Below are 20,054 nucleotides of genomic sequence, written 5' to 3' on the forward strand. Positions count from 1 at the left end.
ACGGCGATGCGGGGTGTGCTGTAGGATGGGTAGGAGCAAAGCGGAAACCCATCATGGGCGCCCGCAAACGGTAGGAAAACCTTACGCGGCTGGATTGATAAAACCCGTCCGGCAGGGGGGGCGATAAATTAAGCCATCCATGGTTCAACAGGGCTCACCACGAACGGCTTAACTTAATGGCGAAAAAACGATGGGTTTCGGCTTCCGCCTCTACCCATCCTACGCAAGAACGGCGATGCAGGGTGTGCTGTAGGGAACCTCGCACACAACCGGCACCCCAACAGTTTAAGACCCTAAAAGGCAAAACCAATGCGATTCGACCCCCCTCGATTTTTCTTGATAATGTTCTTGCTGACGCTCCTAAGCCAAACGGTTACGGCAAAGACCGACCCTGAACTCGTCATGGACGTGTTTTGGGGCCAAAACTGTCCTCATTGCCTGGATCAAAAGCCCTTTCTGAGCGAATTGGCAGCCCGTTACCCGCAATTGCAAGTCCGGCAGCATGAAGTGTGGCGCAACCGCTTCAACCGGGAACTCTTTCAATTGACCGCGCGAGAACACGGCGTAGAAGCCGGCAGCGTGCCCGCCGTATTTGTCGACGGCAAGGTTTTTTTCGGCGATGCGCCGTTTATCCGGAAACAAATCGAAGATACGGTTAGGACCTCCCTAAGCCGAAAGCAGCAGCCGGACGACAGGCTAAAGGAAACGTTGGCGCAGCAGTCTCAAACTGACCTAGGATCGCCAACTAACGTCTCAACTACAATCGAAGTCCCCTGGCTCGGCACCATAGACCTGGTCCGGCAACCGCTGATATTCAGCACCCTCTTGATTGCCTTTGTCGACGGCTTTAATCCATGTTCGTTATGGGTGTTGACGCTGCTGTTAGGCATGGTGATACATTCAGGCTCCAGAAAACGAATGTTGCTGGTCGGCCTGGTGTTCTTGTTCACCACGGCAACCCTCTACGGCGCCTTTGTCGCCGGCGTCTTTAAAGTGCTGGGCTATGTCGCCTATCTAATCTGGGTGCAGTGGCTGGTGGCCTTGTTCGCACTGCTATTCGGTTTGGTCAATGTCAAAGATTATTTTTGGTTTAAAAAAGGCATTTCGTTCACGATATCGGACAAACATAAACCGGGTATTTATCAATCGATAAGAGGCTTGTTGAATCCGGAAACAAAAGGTCTTGCGCTCGCGGGCGCTACCTTCGTCATGGCCTCGGGCATCGCATTGGTCGAATTGCCTTGTACGGCAGGCTTTCCGGTGATATGGAGTCAACTGGTCAGATCGCAGCAAGTCGGCACGATGGAATTTTTAGGCTTATTGCTGGTTTATCTATTGATCTATCTTTCGATCGAAATCATTATTTTTTTGACGGCCTTGATAACGCTGAAAAGGCAAAAATTTGAAGAAAAGCACGGTCAAACGCTCAAACTTATCGGCGGCATGATCATGATCGCGCTGGGGATCGTCATGATCGTCGCCCCGGATATGATGAACGATCTCACCGGAACCTTAATCGTATTCTCGGCCGCCTTGTTCGCGGCGGCAGTAATCATACTCGTCCAAAAAATGCGAACCGATGCGAAATAAGCCGTATAGCGCAGTAGGATGGGTAGGAGCAAAGCGGAAACCCATCATGACAGCCATTGCAAAAGATGCGTCTAAAACAAGATTGTCGTAATGAATACAATAAAGCCAACACTTAAATACAAACTCATTGCCGCATCGCTGATGGGGTTCATTGCCTTGATTGCCATCACGCCGTTATGCGGCTTTCTATTTCAATGCGGCTGTGATTGGCCTTGGCTGGGTTTGGATGCCGGGTGTAATTATCACGATTTGCATGCCAAGCATAAATGCCCGTGGTGCGCTTCGCTGGGGACGGGAGTTTTGTCGACAGTCGCGGCAACGTTGCTGTCGGTGTTAACCGTAATGATCGCGCCTGTTCCGCGCTTCTTGCGGTTCGTTAATGAATGGGTTTTAAGGATTTCCTTTGGATCGGCAATTTTTGCGGGGACCGCTTTGGTAATGGCCGCAATCGCCGCAGTCCGGCAAGACTACCCTTTAGGCGTGGGAAGATTGTTGATAAACGCTACGATCTAATCCTTATCGCACCCACGCTTCAGCGTGGGAGCCATTTGAAACCTTGATGAAGAATAACAGAAAATAATCGAGCCAATTGTCATTGGTCTATCAAATTGGCAGAATATGCCAACACTAATCATCGGAGCTTACTATGCCTACGCGCAATGTTGTTCTTACCGATCCACAAATGCAATTTGTGGAGCAATTGGTCCAATCGGGTCGTTATCAGAATGCCAGCGAAGTGCTGCGAGAAGGATTGCGCTTGATGCAGCAGCGAGAACAAGAGCAAACTGTCCGCTTGCAAGCGTTGCGTGAGGCTGTCGCTGTGGGTATCGACGATATGGAGGCGGGCCAGTATACGACGCTGGAATCGGCCGAGGCCATTCGCATGCATATGGCTGGGTTGGTCAAACACGCTACGTAACCGCGCTGATGACCTGCTGGACGGTCCGTCTTGCTCGGCAAGCCGAACAAGACATTGCGGATATTTTAACCTGGACAGCCGAGCGATTCGGCCCGCAACAGGCCGAGGTCTATAGGGAAACCCTGACTCAAGCATTGGCAGCCCTCATCGATGGACCCGGTGTTATGGGTGCCAAATGCCGTGATGACATTCAGCAAGGGGTTTTTGTTCTTCCCGTTGCGAGGCACGGGCGGCGCGGTCGCCACATCCTTGTCTTTCGGCAAAGCGAAGCATGCTTTGTCGATGTTCTTCGCGTGCTTCACGACAGCATGGACATGGCTCGTCACATCGAGTGATAAATCGCTAAGGTCGGTGTTTACATGACTTTCATCATTCCCACTCTCCGGCTAGCGTTCACACGCTTCAGCGTGGGAGCCATGTAAAATGGCTCAAGCCGCCTCGCGCGGCAAAACCTCGCGCTCTATGGCGTCAAGCGAGGATTGCTGTGCCCGGCGTAAGTCATAAGCTGTTTGCAGGTTCAGCCAGGATTGTGCATCTCCGCCAAAATAACGCGCCAAGCGCAAAGCGGTATCCGGCGTAATCGCGCGGCGTTCCTTAACGATTTCATGCAAACGCGTGGTCGGAACGTGCAAAGCGGTTGCCAACCCGTTTACGCTTAATGCCAAGGGATTCAAAAAATCTTCACGCAGGATTTCGCCGGGGTGTATCGGACGCATACGGTTTTCTATCATGAAATTTTTTCCTCAATGGTAATCAACAATTTCAACCTCAAAAGCATCGTTATCCAACCAGCGAAAACCCACTCGCCACTGGTCATTGATGCGAATGCTGTATTGTCCCGCACGACTCCCTTTTAGCGCTTCCAGGCGATTGCCCGGAGGGCTGCGTAAAAACGCCAGGCTAGCCGCGGCATGCAGTTGCGCCAACTTACGTTCGGCAATAGCTTGAAACGCGCGAAAACGTTTAGGCGATTCTCCTTCGAACAAGGCTTGGGTGTCTTTGCAGCGAAGCGACTTAATCATTCGGAAGAGAATATTACGCAAAGCGTAATACGTCAAGCAGGCGATTTTTATCGATTCCACACTCCAGTGCCCAGAAAAACGATGGGTTTCGGCTTCCGCCTCTACCCATCCTACGCAAGAGCCACCTTGTAGGATGGGTAGTAGCGAAGCGGAAACCCATCATGGGCGCCCGCAAACGGCAGGGAAACACTACGCGGCCGAGTCAATAAAACCCGTCCGGCGGGAGATTTAGCGGCGAGGGTGAAAACGATGGGTTTCGGCTTCCGCCTCTACCCATCCTACGCAAGAGCCGCCTTGTAGGATGGGTAGCAGCGAAGCGGAAACCCATCATGGGCGCCCCCAAACGGCAGGGAAACACTACGCGGCCGAGTCAATAAAACCCGTCCGGCGGGAGATTTAGCTATCGTTCCCACGCTCCAGCGTGGGAATGCATCCCACACCGCTCCGCGGTGCGAGGACGCTAAAGCGTGAGAGCCATTCGAATTAAGTCATTTCACACAGTTTAGGTGTGTGATATCACACAGTCCCATCCTTTATTTTTTCGAGCCCTCAGAAATAACCTTATTATTCAATAGGATAAAAGTTGGCATGCCGTTTGCTTTATATGCAGGGACTGACCAAGTTGGTTCCGGTTAAGGAGGCACATAGCCCACGATGGGCGAATAGAAGGAGTTTCGGAACATGGGGGAAGGGCTTCCCCCCCGCTGCCGTTACGCTCTGCTACAGCCAAGGGCAGCGACTTCGTTAGCGTAACTTAAAACACTAACTAACGAAAAATGGGGAGAAACCCAACAATGAAAGATTATAAAGTAAAACGCATTGCAAGACAGGCCGGTTTGACCTTGATCGAGTTGACCGTCGTGCTGTTGATCCTGATCGGCCTGGCCGGTTTGATGCTGCCTTATGTCGGCGGCTTCGTCGATAAAACCCACGACAGCGCCAACTCGGACAGCTTGGTGGAAGTGAGCAAGGCGATTCAGCGTTATGACGTGCAGTTCATGGGGCAGCCTAAGGACTATGATTCGTTGATTGTTCAAGATACGGCGGGCGAGTGGGCTGCAGGCACTCTCTATCCCCACATGATGAATGCCATGGGTAGTGGTTATCTTCAAGTTACATCAGTTCCAGCTAATGCCTTAAAAAGTGTCGGTATTACCAGTTTGTTGCCTATGGATGCCACTGCTGACGATAAGACATTCGATGCTGCTCTTCCTGCAGTTGCTTTGCCTGCTATTAATTCAGATCCTGTTGCCGTGGCGGCGCTTCGGGTTAATAATGCTCCTTGTGCGGGGGTAATGGGCTGTATTGACGGCGATGCGGCCTTGGCTAAAATCTTGGGTCGTCCAGTAGGATCGATCGACACCAGTGCAAAAGACTATGTGGCATTCGGTGTAGGCCAAGGTTCCGGCATGGTTGGTAAAACCATCTCTGAAGCGCCTGTTCATTTCGCGAAAACGGGAGCAATGAGTGCGGCTAACAAATACAACCGTATTCTGGCCATTTATGAAGTGCCTAGAGCTGAGTTTTGTGAGGGTGGTACTCGTGCAGATCCTTTGGTACCAGCCGCAGACCAAACTGATTGTGAATCTGATACGGGAAATATGTCTGTTGCCGGCACTTGGCGCGAACTTACTCCAATGGAACGCAGAGCCAAATTCCTGACTACCGTCATGCCGATGATGAGACTGGAAGGCTTGGGCGGCGCATTGTCTAACCACTATCAAAACGTGGATGGCTAATCTTTGAGCCAAGCAGGATGGCTTGAGCATGGCTCTAGCCGTCTTGCCCGCCACGGACGGCTTTTTCTTACCCCGCCGGAGCGCACGACAGTCATGTCGCCCGCGCTCCGGTTTCGATACTCCCCGATAGCAATGCGTTTTTTTTCGCGAGAGCGTATCGCTATCGGCCGGTTACAAAATCCATGCGATGCCGAGCGGTAACGACGGGTTTCGGCTTCCGCCTCTACCCATCCTACGCAAGAGCCACCCTGTAGGATGGGTAGCAGCGAACCGGAAACCCATCATGGGCGCCCGCAAACGGCAGGGAAACATTACACGGCCTATTCAATAAAACCCGTCCGGCGGGAGACTTAGCGGCGAGGGTGAAAACGATGGGTTTCGGCTTCCGCCTCTACCCATCCTACGCAAGAGCCACCCTGTAGGATGGGTAGCAGCGAAGCGGAAACCCATCATGGGCGCCCGCAAACGGCAGGAGCCACGCCAATCCCGTATTCCGCTACGCTGCATACGGGCTACGTGCTCCGTGTTGTGACCATTGTGAAGTTTCGCCAAGACTTTAGTTGATGTTTGGTGTTGATGTTGTTGCATGCATCTCTGTTGGGGTGGCAACACCCCTTTTTTTGAATTTATCGTTCGCACGGTCCGGTTATCGTTCCCGCGGTTCGGCCTCGTTTCCGCTCTCTAGCTATCGTTCCCACGCTCCAGCGTGGGAATGCATCCCGCACCGCTCCGCGGTGCGAGGACGCTGAAGCGTGGGAGCCAATTTGATAGGGAGTTGTAAAACCCGTCCGGCGGCAGATTCGGCGGCGGGGTGAAAAAAGATGGGTTTCGGCTTCCGCCTGTACCCATCCTACGCAAGCTTATCGTTACCACGCCGGAGCGTGGAAACGAGATGGGGGAAAGTTGTCCTCATTCCTTAGCGCAGGCTTCGGAATGGGGTTTTTATTTACATTTGCATTGAGATTTGAAACTTTATGAAAAAGAGCACTTTACTTATTACCGCACTGCCCTTGTTGCTTGCCGCGAGCGTGGCTAACGCCATGCAGCCGCCTGCGCCTATCGTCATCAACCCGTTCGGAAACCAAGGCAATGGCGGCTGCAATATCGCCTCGGAAGCGGGCGATAGCGTATATCACGGTCCTGCCAGCGTTAAAGTCACCATCAACAAAAATTTCGCGATCGCTTCTTGTACCGTCACTCCGGATACCGACGGCGATGTGCAACCGGCTTTCGTCGAACGCGACGACGTGCCTTGCCGGATTAAATATGATCATCCAGGGCCTTACTTTTACAACGGCTTCGGCGGCTTCACCGCCACGCCTAGCGGCAATGTCATTGCCCGTTGCAAGGCCGAATTAACTTCTGAATAGGTTGCGTGGATAGAAGGATTTGGCGGCGGGGGTGAAAACGATGGGTTTCGGCTTCCGCCTCTACTCATCCTACGCAAGAGCCTCGTTGTAGGATGGGTAGGAGCGAAGCGGAAACCCATCATGGGGCCCCCGCAAACGGCAGGGAAACGTAACTTATAGAGAGAATAGATTTACATGGCGCTACCTTTTCGTTTTTTATCGTTGCTGTTACTCGCGGCATGTACGGCTTTCGCATTGGGCCCTTGGTGGGCGATGCGTTCGATTGCCCAGGCCGCGGACGAGCGGGACGAGGCGCAATGGCATGCGCTGGTGAGAACCGATCATTTGCAAACCTATGCCGGTAAGTTGCTCGAAGCCATGTTGGATTTGCGCATGTACGCGGATATGAAAAACGACACGCGCGAAGCATTGCGCGACAATTCGGACGGCAAGCGGCTGGTCGAAAGCACCGCGCGGCTGTTGGCCGGGCCGCAAGGTTTCAGGCATTTGCTGTGCGGCGAGTTGACCGATGACCCGAACGGCGAAGCGCAGGGCCAAGCCGGTTGTTGGGCGTTGGACGGTTCGGTTCGGTGGGAGTCGCCGATCAAGGCGCGGGTCGGCTTTACCAATCCCGAAACGCTTTGGCAATCCGAGTTGGTTTTGCTGCGCATCGGTTTGTTTCAATGGCAAGCGATCGCGGTCGATTTGCCGGCCGATGCCATTTTAAAACGCTTTACTCAGTCGCTGGGGTTGGAGTCTAAGTAAGTTTTAAACGATGGGTTTCGGCTTCCGCCTCTACCCATCCTACGCAAGAGCCTCGTTGTAGGATGGGTAGGAGCGTAGCGGAAACCCATCATGTGCGGCAAACAATAGCGAAACGTTGCGGACGGGTTTATAAAACCCGTCCGGCGGCGGTGAGCCTAAGTAAGTTTTAAACGATGGGTTTCGGCTTCCGCCTCTACCCATCCTACGCAAGAGCCTCGTTGTAGGATGGGTAGGAGCGCAGCGGAAACCCATCATGGGCGGCAAACAATAGCGAAACGTTGCGGACGGGTTTAAAAACCCGTCCGGCGGCGGGATGCCATTTTAGGTCGCTTTTCCCGTTCGGTCGGTTTGGAGCCGAAACCTATGGTTTAGTAAGAAGACGGGTTCGGCTTCCGCGTTGAAGCCCTATGAGAAGCCCGGTATTTTCGCCTGTTTTTCGGTAGTCGGATAATTATTACTCTAAATGAAACTGCCTCAATTTTTTTCACGTCCATCCCATACGCTGCTGTATATCACCGAAGTCAAAACGTTCCGTATCGATACCGACCGCAAGGGCGCTATCACAGACGCTTTGAACGTGTTCGACATTGACTGCGACAAGGCCGGAAAGCTGCCGACCGCGCTTGAACAGATTATTTCCGAATCGCCTCCGCTGGGCCGCAAGGTCTGGGTGTTCTATGTCCGTTTGAATACGCACGCGTTGAGTTTGCCTTCGGCGCAGGTTGAAGGCATCGAGGGCGACATGCTGGAGCAGGCCTTGCAATTCGAATATGAGGCGATGACCGGCAGGTCTATCGGCAAAAACCGTTTGGCGTATTGCTTTCTCGGCAGCGATGAAGACATGAGTCATTATTGGTTGAATTTGATCGCGGAGGAAACTTTGGCCGACACCGCGGCCGTTTTAAAAAAAGCCGGTTGCGCGTTGGCCGGTTTGTCTCATCCGGGCGGCTTGCCGGTGCTGTTGTCCGAAGACGGCAAGTCGAGTTGGTGGCGTATCGAGTGTTGGTCGACGACGGTTTTCGCGCTTGCAAAAACGCCGGATCAGGGGATGACGTTGCAAATCATGATCAAGGAGCAACATCCGCAGTGGCATGAAGAACTCGATCAATGGCTGCTGGAAATCGGCGCGGTCGATAAGACCGAAGTGTTGTTGAATAATCAGATCGAATTTACTCCCGAGTCCGATGCGAAATTTCATTTGACCGATGAGGCCGCTTTGACGCAGTGGCTGGCGCATTGGGCGAAGCATCTGATCAAACAGGATGCAGTCGGCGTACCGCTGTTGAATCCTAAAGCGCCGATCAATCGGGAGTTGTTTTATATGATCGGCAGCGGCGTTTCGGCGGCATTGCTGTGTGTAGGTCACGGCGCCTGGCTGTTGTATCAAACGCAGGATTACGAATACAAGACCGAAGCGTTGACGCAAGCGGAACAAGATCTGAAAGTCTATCGCGAGTCGGTTTATAAAAATCAGCAGGAAATCGGCAAGCTCGAAAAGAAGATAAAGACTTTGCAGGGTAATGTCGATTTGGTTCCGAAGGCGTTGAGCGCGTTTAAGGCGCGTCCGGCCGCGCTATTGAAGCATTTGGCCGTGGCCAGCCCCGATGATTTGTTGATCGAGAGCGTTGAGGTTGTCAATGGGGGTTTGCGGGTGTCGGGCGTCGCGCTAGAGGCCGATTTACCGAACCGGCTGAGCAATCGCTTGGAGCCGGTTTTGTCGACGCTCGGTTGGCGTGTCAATGCGCCGTCCAAGAAGGATATGGTCTTGCTTGAAGGGGGCGGTCCCTGGGAGTTTTCCGTGATGATCGACGATAACGGGTTGAGCGGTTTTATCGAGCATGCGGAGCAGACGCCGCTATGACGCCCGAGCAAAAGCGCGAGCGTCTGCTGAAACGGATTTTACCGGGCATGGCGATTACTGTGATTTATTTTGTGTTCGTTAGCGGGTTGCTATCCGAAAAGATGCAAAAGGCCGAAGAGACTTATCAGGGGCTGTATCGGCAAGGGATTTCGCCGGCGGCGCTGCCGGGCGTGATGAATCAGGTCGATCAAACGCGGCAGCAAATCGATACGCTGCAACGGCAGCAGTCCGATCTGGGCAAGAAAATGTTGGAGATTGCCGGTTTTTTAAGCGGCGAGTCGTCGATCAACGAGGCGACGGCGCTGCTTTCCGAGATCATGATGCGGCATAACATTTGGGTGATCGAGGAAAAGCGCGAAAGTTTTCCGGCGGAGCAATTGAGCGTGTCATTGCGGGAGGTGTTGCAATGGGTCGAGCCGGAGGGCGGTTCGGATAGTTCCGGAGCCGGTAAAGGTCAGGGCAAATCGGCGCGGACGATTCAGGTCGGCCGGTTGTCGTTGCGCGGCGCTTATTTGGATATGTACCGGGCGATGGCTGAGTTGGCCGCGAGCGGTTTTAAGGGGGTGCCGGTGCAATTGACGATGCAGACGCCGGAAGACGGCGCGCTCAGGCAGGGCGAGTTGGAGTGGGAGTTGATTTTGTGGATGTAGTTATCGTTCCCGTGTTTCGGCGTGGGAATGCAGCCCGGTAGAGCTGTAGGATGGGTAGCAGCGAAGCGGAAACCCATCATGGGCGCCCGCAAACGGCAGGGAAACACTACGCGGCCGAGTCAATAAAACCTGTCCGGCGGGAGATTTAGCGGCGAGGGTGAAAACGATGGGTTTCGGCTTCCGCCTCTACCCATCCTACGCAAGAGCCACCTTGTAGGATGGGTAGCAGCGAAGCGGAAACCCATCATGGGCGCCCGCAAACGGCAGGGAAACACTACGCGGCCGAGTCAATAAAACCCGTCCGGCGGGAGATTTAGCGGCGAGGGTGAAAACGATGGGTTTCGGCTTCCGCCTCTACCCATCCTACGCAAGAGCCACCCTGTAGGATGGGTAGTAGCGAAGCGGAAACCCATCATGGGCGCCCGCAAACGGCAGGGAAACATTACGCGGCCGAGTCAATAAAACCTGTCCGGCGGGAGATTTGGCGACGAGGGTGAAAACGATGGGTTTCGGCTTCCGCCTCTACCCATCCTACGCAAGAGCCACCCTGTAGGATGGGTAGTAGCGAAGCGGAAACCCATCATGGGCGCCCGCAAACGGCAGGGAAACATTACGCGGCCGAGTCAATAAAACCCGTCCGGCGGGAGATTTAGCTGCGAGGGTGAAAACGATGGGTTTCGGCTTCCGCCTCTACCCATCCGACGCAAGAGCCGCCCTGTAGGATGGGTAGCAGCGAAGCGGAAACCCATCATGGAAGCGGCTCAGCGCCGGGTTGCTGGAGCGTGGGGAAGCATAGTTTTAGCCGAAGACGGCACAATGAATTCTAATAAGTTGAAGATATGACGCAATTACCGGGGTTTTCGTTGAAGAATTGGCAAAATCAGGCGCAACAAAGCCATGAGGAATTACGTGCTCAGGCGCGGGAGCCGGTTCAGGATGGCGAGGCGATTTTATTTACCGACGATGTTCTGTCGCTGACCACGGCTGTCGAGGATATCTCTTCGGGCGGAGCCGGTTTGGTGCTGCGCGACGAGGTTTGCGCAATCCGGGAAAACGTGACCTTGACCTTGACGATACAGTCGGGGCATCAGCGCATGACGCGTCAGGCGGTCGTGCGATGGGTCAGGGTGTCGGGCCCGGAAACGCGCTTAGGTATCCAATATATCGATCATATTTGTTTGTCGCCGGATTCGCATCGGTTGGACATTGAAAGCGTGCGCATCGATCCTTCTTGCGCGTTGCGCATTCCGGCATCGATCGCGGTGCGCCGAAAGTTGCTGCCGTTTTTGGCGATGGACGGGGTCGTGCATGTCGCGACGGGAAGCCTGATCAATGCCGGCTTGACCAATGCGGTGGAGCGGCTGGTCAAGTCGCCGGTTCGTTTATGGGATGTCGACAAGTCCGCATTGGATAAGGTCATTCACGAGGTTTACGGCAACGCCTTGACGGTCAAGGCGTTGCCGGTGGCGGGCGCGGCAAGCAACGATGCGGTCGACTTGGGCGATAAGTTGCTGTATGCGGCCTATATTCGCCAAGCTTCGGATATTCATATCGATCCGGGTTTCAACGGGGCGCGCATCCGGTTTCGCGTCGACGGTCAATTGGAAAATTACGATGTGGTTAAACACGGGGCCTATACCGAGTTGGCCAGCCGTCTGAAAGTCATGGCGAATTTGGATATCGCCGAAAAACGTTTGCCGCAAGACGGACGTTTTTCGCATCAATTCGTCAGAGGCGGGCGGCGCGTCGACATTCGCGTCGCGACACTGCCGACCAAATACGGCGAACGCATCACGATGCGGCTGTTGGCCTTGCAAACCGGCGCGTTGACGTTGGACCGGCTGGGCTTTATCGGCGAGCATCAGCGCATTATCGAAAGTTTTCTGCGCCGGACTCAAGGCATGATGATTTTGACCGGGCCGACCGGTAGCGGCAAAACGACGACGTTGTACGCGGCGATTCGGATGCTGCTCGAAAGCCGCGATTTAAACGTCATTACGATAGAAGATCCGATCGAATACGAAATCGAGGGCGTCGCGCAGTGCGAGGTCGATCCGACGTCGAACAAGGTCGATTTCGCGAAGGCCTTGCGCAGTATTTTACGGCACGACCCCGATGTCGTGATGCTCGGCGAGATTCGCGATCAGGAGACTGCGAATATCGCGATCAAGGCCGCGTTGACCGGGCATATGGTGCTTGGAACCTTGCATACCAATTCGGCGGCGGCGACCGTGACGCGCTTGATCGATATGGGCGTAGAGCCTTATTTGGTCGCGGCGGCGTTGCGTTTGGCGGTGGCCCAGCGCTTGTTGCGGCGCTTGTGCAAGCATTGCCGCATTCCGCGTCCGTTGACGGAACAAGAGGCGTTGATTTTAGGGCGAGCTAATTTGACCGGCGCGCGAATTTACGATCCGACCGGTTGCGTGTATTGCGGCAATCGCGGTTATGCCGGGCGTATCGGTTTGTACGAGTTGTTGGAGCTGCGTGCGGATTGGGCCCGCGATGTCGCGCAAGGTCGCGGCGAGGCGCAATTGGTCGAAAATATGCGCGAAGCCGGCATGCACGGTTTGATAGACGATGCGATCGACAAGATGATAACCGGGGAGACGTCGTTTCATGAGGTGCTGCAAGTGGTTTCTTCATGGTAGTGCGCGGCGCTATTCCAGCAATTCCCAGGTTGAGCAGTTTCGCCGATCTTAGGGTGTGGGGTATGCCTGTCGAGGAACGCCGTAAACCCATCCATGGGGGCTTGGCGGCAGCTAAGCGCCAAGGATGGCGTGAATGCAGATTTTGCATTACGCCATGGATGGCGTGTATTAGGGCAATGCAGGAGCAATTGCCGAGGAGCAAAAATCTGTCCCGCTGCCGACATCCTCGCCAAGCATACCCCACACCCTTTTTGGTCCCCAAATTGGGAATTGCTGGCGACATTCATCGGTGATTGCATAATGGCGTTATTTACTTATACCGCCCGCGATCGTAGCGGGCAGCAAGTCGCCGACAGTATCGAGTCGCCGAACCGGGAGCGCGCGATTGCCGCTTTGCGCAAGCAAGGTCTGTTGGTGCTGGGTATCGACGAGCAGAAACCCAAAGGCGAAGGCGGGCAATTTAGTCTGAATCCGCTGGATTATCGGTCGATGCATAACGGCGATATCGAGCATAATTTTCATCAAATCGCGGTGATGTTGCGTAGCGGTATCAGTTTATTGGAAGCACTGGAGTTGACGTTGGCGCATGCGCGGTTCGGCACCCGCAAGACTTGGCGCAAGCTGCGCGATCGGATTCAAGAAGGCAGTTCGTTTACCGAGGCGTTGGCGGAACATTCGATTTTTAGCCAGTTTACGATTCAGTTAGTGCGCGTCGGCGAGCAAACCGGTCATCTGGGGACGGTGCTGGATCAGGCGGCGCATGAGGTGAAAGCGAGCCGCAAGTTGAAAAAACAGATTATTTCGGCATTGAAATACCCGCTGTTTACGTTGTTGTTTGCGATCGGTTTGGTCGTTTTTATGTTGACCAGTCTCGTGCCGGAGATCAAAAAATTGCTGCAGATTACCGGCAAGCCGATGCCGCCGATTACGCAGGCGCTGATCGATGTGTCCGATTGGTTTTTGGCGAACGGTGTGTTTATCGGAATCGGTTTGGTATCGGCGGCGGCCTGTTTTATCGCGTTTTATAGTTGGCCGACGAGTCGTTGGTGGATAGACCGGTACGCGCTGCGGGTGCCGGTGTTCGGCTATGTTTTTCGTTTGTCCGGTACGGTGATGTTTTCGCGGGCGATGGGCTTATTGCTGCGTAGCGGCGTGGTGATCGTCGAAGCGTTGGAAACGATGGAAAAGCTGCATGTCAATCAATATATGGCTAGCTGCGTTGGTCATGCGCGAGACAGTATTTTGCACGGCGTCGCGCTGGGCGATGCGCTATCGCCGCGATCGGGTTATATGCCGTTGATGTTGCAAATGGTCCGTGTCGGCGAAAGTTCGGGCACATTGGATCAGCTCTTGCAGGAGATGGCCGATTATCACGATGAGCTGTTGCAAAAGGCCATCGCGACCTTGACCGGGATGATCGCGCCGGCGATGACGATTATCGTCGGCGGTGTGGTCGGTTTTGTGTATGCCGCTTTTTTGGTGGCGATGTTTTCGGCCGCCGGAGGCAGTCCGTCATGAGGTTTTGGTTAGGAGTGTCGATGCTGGCTGCGATATGCGGTTCGGCTTTCGGCGAAGTCGCCGGTGACGATCGGGCGCCGCAAGCGGATGTTGTGCGCAGCAAGGCGTTGACGCGAGGCAATATTGCCGAAGCGACCGAGGTTTTGCGCGACCCGACGCAAATGAGCGGTAATTTTCGTCAAGCGGTGAAAAATATGGCGCCGGCTCAAGCCCCCTCATCAAGCGCCGGAGCCGCCCGGCAAAATTTTCCGACGATAGAGTTGGTCGCCAAGGCGATGCGCACCGAAAAGGCGGGCAAGGTTGTGTTACGCGTCGGCAATAGCTTGCTGCATATGCGGTTGGATAATAGCGTGTCGATCATGCACAACGGCGCGCTGTTGACCTTGCGCATCGATGAAATAACGGCCGAGCATGTTCAAGTTCATCTACTTGAATTCAATCAAACGTTGATTTTGCAGTGATGCCCGGTGTTTAAAAGTATGCGAAGTAACGCTAGCGCTTGCCGTTATACAAAAGAAGAACCGGTAAGCTTGCTGAACAAAGGGTATCGAATATTTGGGAACTGGGCTGTTTGATAAAATTTCGGATATTAAAAGTCAGTGGCTTCGATAGTCGCGACGAAGGCGTCGCTCCCAGTGCGCCCAGGAGGGCACAAAATCAGCAGGGTGTAAGTCCCTGTCGGCGTAAGCCATAACGTCGTAGCTGAAAGTAACTGCGTCACCGCGAGGTGGGGTGGAGAGCAACTGGAGGCAAAAGAGCAGTCCGCAGTAAAGCGAATCCGATTCGGCAGGGTAAGGCGGCGAGTCCCCTGGGAGTCGACGAAGCCTGAAAACCATCATTTACGTTGTTGTGGCAGATAAAACGATAAATGGGCCTACCTTGTGGTTGGGAGTGGAATGTTCAGAAGGTATTGTGAAGAAACTGGGGAGACCTGTTACGGAGGTGACCGTGGCAGGAGTCAGAACCCTTATATTACCGTAAGTCGAGGAAGCTCAAGGCAAGGCGAGGATAGTGTGGCACCGCTGGGAAACCAGGCGGAAACAGAGAAAACAAACACGAGCCTAAACCGAGAGGGGAAAAGATGGTAAAAGCCGGCTAGCAAAACCGGCCATAGGAAAGAAGGGTAGGAAGGTGGAAACGAGGTAGCGTTCGGTGTCACGGCCATTAAGCCAACCTCAGGTAAAAGGCTTAAAGAGGCTCAGCCGTTGAAGGGAGCCGAAGGTAACGAATCAAACCGAGTTTGCGGGCTGACGTGGTAACGCGGAGTAATGGGGTTCACCAATTAATAACACCATTGCTCACCAGCTTGTCCCGATGAGGAAACCACCGACTGGAGAGCCGTGTGCGGGAGAACCGCATGCACGGTTCGGAGGGAGGGGAGAGAAATCTTCCCTACCCCTATCAGTGGGGCGGCGGGTGGCCTGTGGGAGCGATCCCCTGATCGCGATTTCGAAGTCGGGTACGTTAGGTAACAATAAATGGTATCGAAGTCACATTAGCTAAGATTTATCGTTCTCACGCTCCAGCGTCTCGTGCCGTTGGGGCGGTACTCAAGCGTTCTCACGCAGAACGGGGGAACGATAAAAGTGCGGGCGCGTTGGGGGAGGGTGCGGTCACTCGCCCGACAGGACGCCGTGAATACGTCCCTGTAGGCTCGACGGCGGCTTTCCCTGCCGCCGACGCCTGCCGGTCGAGCAACCGCACCCTCCTCGGAGCCGGCATTTCTGTCGTTCTCACGCAGAGCGTGGGAACGATAAAGTTCATCTGATTGAGTTTAATCAATCGTTGATTTTGCAGTGATGCTCGGTGTTTAGGTTTTTTTCGGATTTAAGAATGCTCAGGATTTTTCGTTTTTGCGTATTGTTGGCCGGTTTGTTTATCGTTCCCACGCTCCAGCGTGGGAACGAATACCGAGACGCTCCAGCGTCTCGTGCCGTTGGGGCGGTACTCAAGCGTTCTCACGCAGAACGGGGGAACGATAAAAGTGCGGGCGCGTTGGGGGAGGGTGCGGTCACTCGCCCGACAGGACGCCGTGAATACGTCCATGTAGGCTCGACGGCGGCTTTCCCTGCCGCCGACGCCTGCCGGTCGAGCAACCGCACCCTCCTCGGAACCGGCATTTCTATCGTTCTCACGCAGAGCGTGGGAACGATAAAGTTCATCTGGTTGAATTCAATCAGTCTTTGATTTTGCAGTGATGCTCGGTGTTTAGGTTTTTTTCGGATTTAAAAATGCTCAGGATTTTTCGTTTTTGCGTGTTATTGGCCGGTTTGTGGGCCGGGCTTTGCTTTCATTCTTCGGCGCATGCGCTAAGGAGTCCGGAGCAGAAAATCGCGCAATTGGATTTTCGCGATATCTCTGTCGGCGATGCGCTGAAAGTCCTGTCGGATCAATCCGGCTTGAATGTGATCGCTTCGCAGGAAGCGGCGCAGATTCACATCACGATGTATTTGCAAGACATTACGCCGATGGAGGTGATCGATGCACTCTCCAAAACCTACAATTTGTGGTATCAGCACGACGGCAGCGCCAACATCATTCGTATTTACACGATCAAGGAATATCGGATGGAGCAGGTGGAGTTTAAAAGGGAAGAAACCGAAATCTTCACGATGAAGAACGCAAAGAACGCGCTGGATTTGGCCGAAACGATACAGAATTTGTTCATGGAGCGGGTGCGCTTGAGCTACGGGCGCAACCAAAACGAACTGATGATGGATTTGAGTCAGCGTTTTCAACGCTTCAATATGTTGGATAGCCAGACGACGCTGGGCTCCGGCGGGTCGCGCGGTGGCGGTGGCGGCGGCGGAATGGGCGGAATGAGCGGCGGCATGGGAGGAATGGGCGGCGGCATGGGCGGCGGTATGGGAGGCATGGGCGGCAGTATGGGAGGTATGGGCGGCCAACAAAACATGCGCTCCAATCGTCAAGTCGAAATGGACGAACAAATGCGTCTCCAGACCGAGTTGATGCGTAAATATGCGGACGACCCGCAAACCTTTCTGGCGGGCGATTCCGAACGCGGACGTACGTTGTTGAGAGAAAGCGTGCAATTGCAGGCGCCGATCTATGTCGGCGTTATCAAGCACCAGAACCGTGTTTTGGTTCGCACGCGCGATTTCGATGCGATGCAGGAAATACGTCAGTTGTACAAAACACTGGATACCGAGAGTTCCATGTTGTTGATGGAGGTCAAGATCCTGTCTCTGGATTTGTCGGACGGTTACGACTCTTTGTTCGATTTCAAGATTCGTCAGGGCGATGCCAATATTTCGACCTTGAATGCGACCAGCGCGCTCAATAGCGCCATCAATACCGCGGCCGCCGTGTTCGATCCGAGTTTGCTGGCGACCGTGATCAGCGAAAAGTTCGAGATGCGTTTGCAGTTATTGGAAAAGGAAGGCCGCGTGACCGAGTTGGCGACGCCGATGTTGATGACCACCAACCAGGAAGTCAGCCGCGTGTTCGTCGGCGAGGAACGGCCGATCGTCAGCGGTTATTCGGCATCGAGCACGCCGGGCGGAACCGGTACCGTCCAGCAAATCGTTCAACCGATTCTGGTGCCGGAAACCGATACCCGCGCGATCGGCACGACTTTGTTGTTGACGCCGAATATCAATGCCGACCGCACCGTGACCATTCAATTGTTGGTCGAGCAATCCACGATCGCCAACGATCAAGCGACGATTCCGGTACAGGTGGCTAATGCGCTGGTCGAGGCGCGTATTGATTTGGTCCAGGAACGGACTTTCAGCGGCACGGTTGTCGCCAATGACGGTTCGTCGATCGCGGTCGGCGGCTTGATCGAGGAAGGCGCGCGCAGCCGGGAAAACAAGGTGCCTATCTTGGGCGATTTGCCCCTATTGGGTTTTTTCTTTCGCGAAGAGGCGCAGGCGCGCGAGCGGCGCGAACTGGTCATCGTCATCAAGCCGCATATCATCGGCACGCCGGCCGAAGCGCAAGACGTGAGCCGAGCCATGGCCGAGAAAAACAGCGTGCATCCGAACGCGCCGATGATGGACAACATGGATGTCTACAGCAATCCGGACCGGCGGCATAAAGGTTATGTGCTCGAACAGCCTTATAAGCAATACATGAAGCAAGATGCGACCGATAAGTATCGGGGGCGCGGGGATTCCAGAGAATTTCCTGGACGATCCGGCGCTTCGCGCTCGGAATCGACTTCGGCGCAGCAAACTTATATGGACTTGACGCGCTATGCGGCCGAATCGATTCGGGTATTGCCGGAACAGCGCCAACCCCATGCCAAAATTCAACCGGCCGCATTGCAACAACAAACACCGCTGGCATTGTTGCCGAACGAGTCGATTCGGATATTGCCGTTTGAAAGTTGGCGGCAAGGCGGGGTTTATGTCACGGCGCTGGAGGTTCGCAATGCGTCGCCGCAACCGGTCGCGATCGATCAAAGGCAGCTCAAGGGGCGCTGGCTGGCGGCGACTTTGGAGGGCGATCATCTTGCCGCGCAAGGCGATTTTGGCGATTCTACCTATTTGTATCTGATCTCCGCCGAACCGTTCGACGATATCATCGCCCATTTGCCGGTAGGCGGAGGTTAGGAATATGCACAAAATAACTTCGCGAAACAGTCAGATTTGTGGAGGTTCGGTAACTCGCTTGACAGGCCGCCGTGATTACATCCTTGTAGGCTTGACGGCGTCTGTCCCTGCCGCCGACACCTGTCAAGCGAGCCACCGAACCCCCTTCCTGCATTTGAAGAAGTTATTTCATGCTCGCTCTTTAATCGTAACAGGACCGGACAACATTCGACGGAGCCTTTTGGAAAAGCGGTGTCGGTTTCTTGCGCTAGTGGGATTGGTTTCCGTTTCGGCTTGGGGGCAAGTGCCCGAGCTTAACATGCATGTCTTCGAGACGCCGCCCGCGCCGATTTCGGTAACGAATATAACGGCCGGACTCGATCAAGATGAAATGACGTCCTTTCAAATGGTCATTTTCGACCCGGAGGCCGAAGCCGAAACCTTGGATGAATATCCCCGGCATCGGCGGCAGGTGGTCGACGATTTTAGCGTTTTGGTCGCCGGCGATATCGGTTATCAACGGGAAAGCCTGGCGTGGAGCGTCGCTTCGGCGGATGGTGCGATAGACCCGATTACGCGTGTCGAATGGCAAGACCTCGACACCTGGAAGTTAAAAGGCCGCATGGATATCGTTTCGCCGAGCGGCATTACGCTACGCGGCGATGCCGGTTACGCCTGGGTTTTGAACGGCAGCGGACAGGAAGCCGGCTTCGACGGCGCACCGAATTCCCAGAATGCCGGTGACGGTTATAGTTGGGATGTCTCGGTCGGACTAGGTTACCGCCTACAGGTCGGCGACACCGAATCGGTTGCCTTCGCCGCGACGCCTTTGGCGGGTTATGCCTGGCGTCGGCAACGTTATGTAATGCAAGGCGTGGAAGAAAACCGCTATGCCGCGAGTTGGCAAGGGCCTTGGGTCGGCCTGGATACGTCTTTGACCTGGCTCGACTATCACCAGTTGTTTGTTTCCGCGCAGTATCATTGGGCCGATTACGAGGCATCCGGCGACTGGCGGCAGTTGGCCGATGTGCGTCATCCCGATAGTTTCGAGCATGAAGCCGATGCAACCGGTTATCTGGGATCGTTGGGATACCGTTATATGCGTCCCGAGGGCTGGGGCTTGAGTCTGAGTTTCGATTATCAAAAATGGCAGGGCGATCCAGGGCAGGAGCGGTTTTATTTTGCCAACGGCGAGGTCGTGGAGTCGCGATTCAAAGACCTGTCGCGCGAGTCGGTCGGCGTGAATTTAGGCATTAATTTACAATTTTGAACCTGATTAGCAAGTTCCTTCAGCTAAAGCCCAAAAACCAGCATGTCCCTAGCAGGACGGGGTTTGCAACCCCGTCCCGCAGAAGTGGCTACGACTGGTCACTGCTCGGACAATTGGCTTCAGCAAGCTGAAGCATCTTGCTAATCAGGATTTTGAATGCGTATGTT

The 20,054-nt window shown here is 54.4% G+C and carries 16 protein-coding genes; 14 read left to right on the plus strand and 2 right to left on the minus strand.

Annotation, left to right across the window (positions count from 1 at the left end; genetic code table 11):
* Positions 1-309 precede the first annotated feature (309 nt).
* The 4 genes from MEALZ_RS02275 (at position 310) to MEALZ_RS02290 (ending at position 2,844) form a co-directional block, all read left to right on the plus strand.
* Entirely contained in the window at positions 310-1,590 is a 1,281-nt protein-coding gene (locus MEALZ_RS02275; protein WP_014146971.1) for a hypothetical protein, read from the plus strand.
* A gap of 90 nt (positions 1,591-1,680) precedes the next feature.
* A complete protein-coding gene (locus tag MEALZ_RS02280; RefSeq protein ID WP_162472905.1) occupies positions 1,681-2,103 on the plus strand; it encodes a hypothetical protein in 423 nt (140 codons plus the stop codon).
* Positions 2,104-2,236: 133 nt separating this feature from the next.
* The gene (locus MEALZ_RS02285; protein WP_014146973.1) at positions 2,237-2,509 is read left to right on the plus strand and encodes a type II toxin-antitoxin system ParD family antitoxin; all 273 of its coding nucleotides are present in this window, start codon (positions 2,237-2,239) and stop codon (positions 2,507-2,509) included.
* Positions 2,510-2,517: 8 nt separating this feature from the next.
* Positions 2,518-2,844: a type II toxin-antitoxin system RelE/ParE family toxin gene (locus tag MEALZ_RS02290; RefSeq protein WP_014146974.1), complete on the plus strand. Its 327-nt coding sequence runs from the start codon at positions 2,518-2,520 to the stop codon at positions 2,842-2,844.
* 93 nt (positions 2,845-2,937) lie between these two features.
* Here MEALZ_RS02290 and MEALZ_RS02295 read toward each other — a convergent pair whose 3' ends face one another.
* On the minus strand, positions 2,938-3,240 hold the full coding sequence (locus MEALZ_RS02295) for a HigA family addiction module antitoxin (protein ID WP_014146975.1): 303 nt from the start codon (positions 3,238-3,240) through the stop codon (positions 2,938-2,940).
* Positions 3,241-3,252: 12 nt separating this feature from the next.
* A complete protein-coding gene (locus MEALZ_RS02300) occupies positions 3,253-3,531 on the minus strand; it encodes a type II toxin-antitoxin system RelE/ParE family toxin (RefSeq protein WP_014146976.1) in 279 nt (92 codons plus the stop codon).
* Positions 3,532-4,325: 794 nt separating this feature from the next.
* Here MEALZ_RS02300 and MEALZ_RS02305 point away from each other — a divergent pair.
* The 10 genes from MEALZ_RS02305 (at position 4,326) to MEALZ_RS02355 (ending at position 19,887) form a co-directional block, all read left to right on the plus strand.
* Positions 4,326-5,270 carry a hypothetical protein gene (locus MEALZ_RS02305; RefSeq protein ID WP_014146977.1) on the plus strand — a complete coding sequence of 315 codons (945 nt, stop codon included), beginning with the start codon at positions 4,326-4,328 and terminating at the stop codon, positions 5,268-5,270.
* A gap of 974 nt (positions 5,271-6,244) precedes the next feature.
* Positions 6,245-6,640 carry a hypothetical protein gene (locus MEALZ_RS02310; RefSeq protein WP_014146978.1) on the plus strand — a complete coding sequence of 132 codons (396 nt, stop codon included), beginning with the start codon at positions 6,245-6,247 and terminating at the stop codon, positions 6,638-6,640.
* A gap of 174 nt (positions 6,641-6,814) precedes the next feature.
* A complete protein-coding gene (locus tag MEALZ_RS02315; protein ID WP_014146979.1) occupies positions 6,815-7,384 on the plus strand; it encodes a DUF2939 domain-containing protein in 570 nt (189 codons plus the stop codon).
* 463 nt (positions 7,385-7,847) lie between these two features.
* On the plus strand, positions 7,848-9,245 hold the full coding sequence (locus MEALZ_RS02320) for a hypothetical protein (RefSeq protein ID WP_014146980.1): 1,398 nt from the start codon (positions 7,848-7,850) through the stop codon (positions 9,243-9,245).
* Positions 9,242-9,895: a hypothetical protein gene (locus tag MEALZ_RS02325; RefSeq protein ID WP_014146981.1), complete on the plus strand. Its 654-nt coding sequence runs from the start codon at positions 9,242-9,244 to the stop codon at positions 9,893-9,895. Before MEALZ_RS02320 ends, MEALZ_RS02325 begins: the two co-directional genes overlap by 4 nt.
* Before the next feature lie 839 nt (positions 9,896-10,734).
* Positions 10,735-12,543, plus strand: a complete 1,809-nt coding sequence (locus tag MEALZ_RS02330; RefSeq protein ID WP_014146982.1) for an ATPase, T2SS/T4P/T4SS family — start codon at positions 10,735-10,737, stop codon at positions 12,541-12,543.
* A gap of 300 nt (positions 12,544-12,843) precedes the next feature.
* Positions 12,844-14,061, plus strand: coding sequence for a type II secretion system F family protein (locus MEALZ_RS02335; RefSeq protein ID WP_046060945.1), 1,218 nt, complete (start codon positions 12,844-12,846; stop codon positions 14,059-14,061).
* Positions 14,058-14,522 carry a hypothetical protein gene (locus MEALZ_RS02340; RefSeq protein WP_014146984.1) on the plus strand — a complete coding sequence of 155 codons (465 nt, stop codon included), beginning with the start codon at positions 14,058-14,060 and terminating at the stop codon, positions 14,520-14,522. Before MEALZ_RS02335 ends, MEALZ_RS02340 begins: the two co-directional genes overlap by 4 nt.
* Positions 14,523-16,292: 1,770 nt before the next feature.
* The gene (locus tag MEALZ_RS02350; protein WP_014146985.1) at positions 16,293-18,638 is read left to right on the plus strand and encodes a DUF3438 family protein; all 2,346 of its coding nucleotides are present in this window, start codon (positions 16,293-16,295) and stop codon (positions 18,636-18,638) included.
* Positions 18,639-18,921: 283 nt separating this feature from the next.
* The gene (locus tag MEALZ_RS02355) at positions 18,922-19,887 is read left to right on the plus strand and encodes a hypothetical protein (RefSeq protein WP_162472906.1); all 966 of its coding nucleotides are present in this window, start codon (positions 18,922-18,924) and stop codon (positions 19,885-19,887) included.
* Positions 19,888-20,054: the final 167 nt, after the last annotated feature.

The sequence above is a fragment of the Methylotuvimicrobium alcaliphilum 20Z genome (assembly GCF_000968535.2).
GTDB classification, from domain to species: Bacteria; Pseudomonadota; Gammaproteobacteria; order Methylococcales; family Methylomonadaceae; genus Methylotuvimicrobium; species Methylotuvimicrobium alcaliphilum.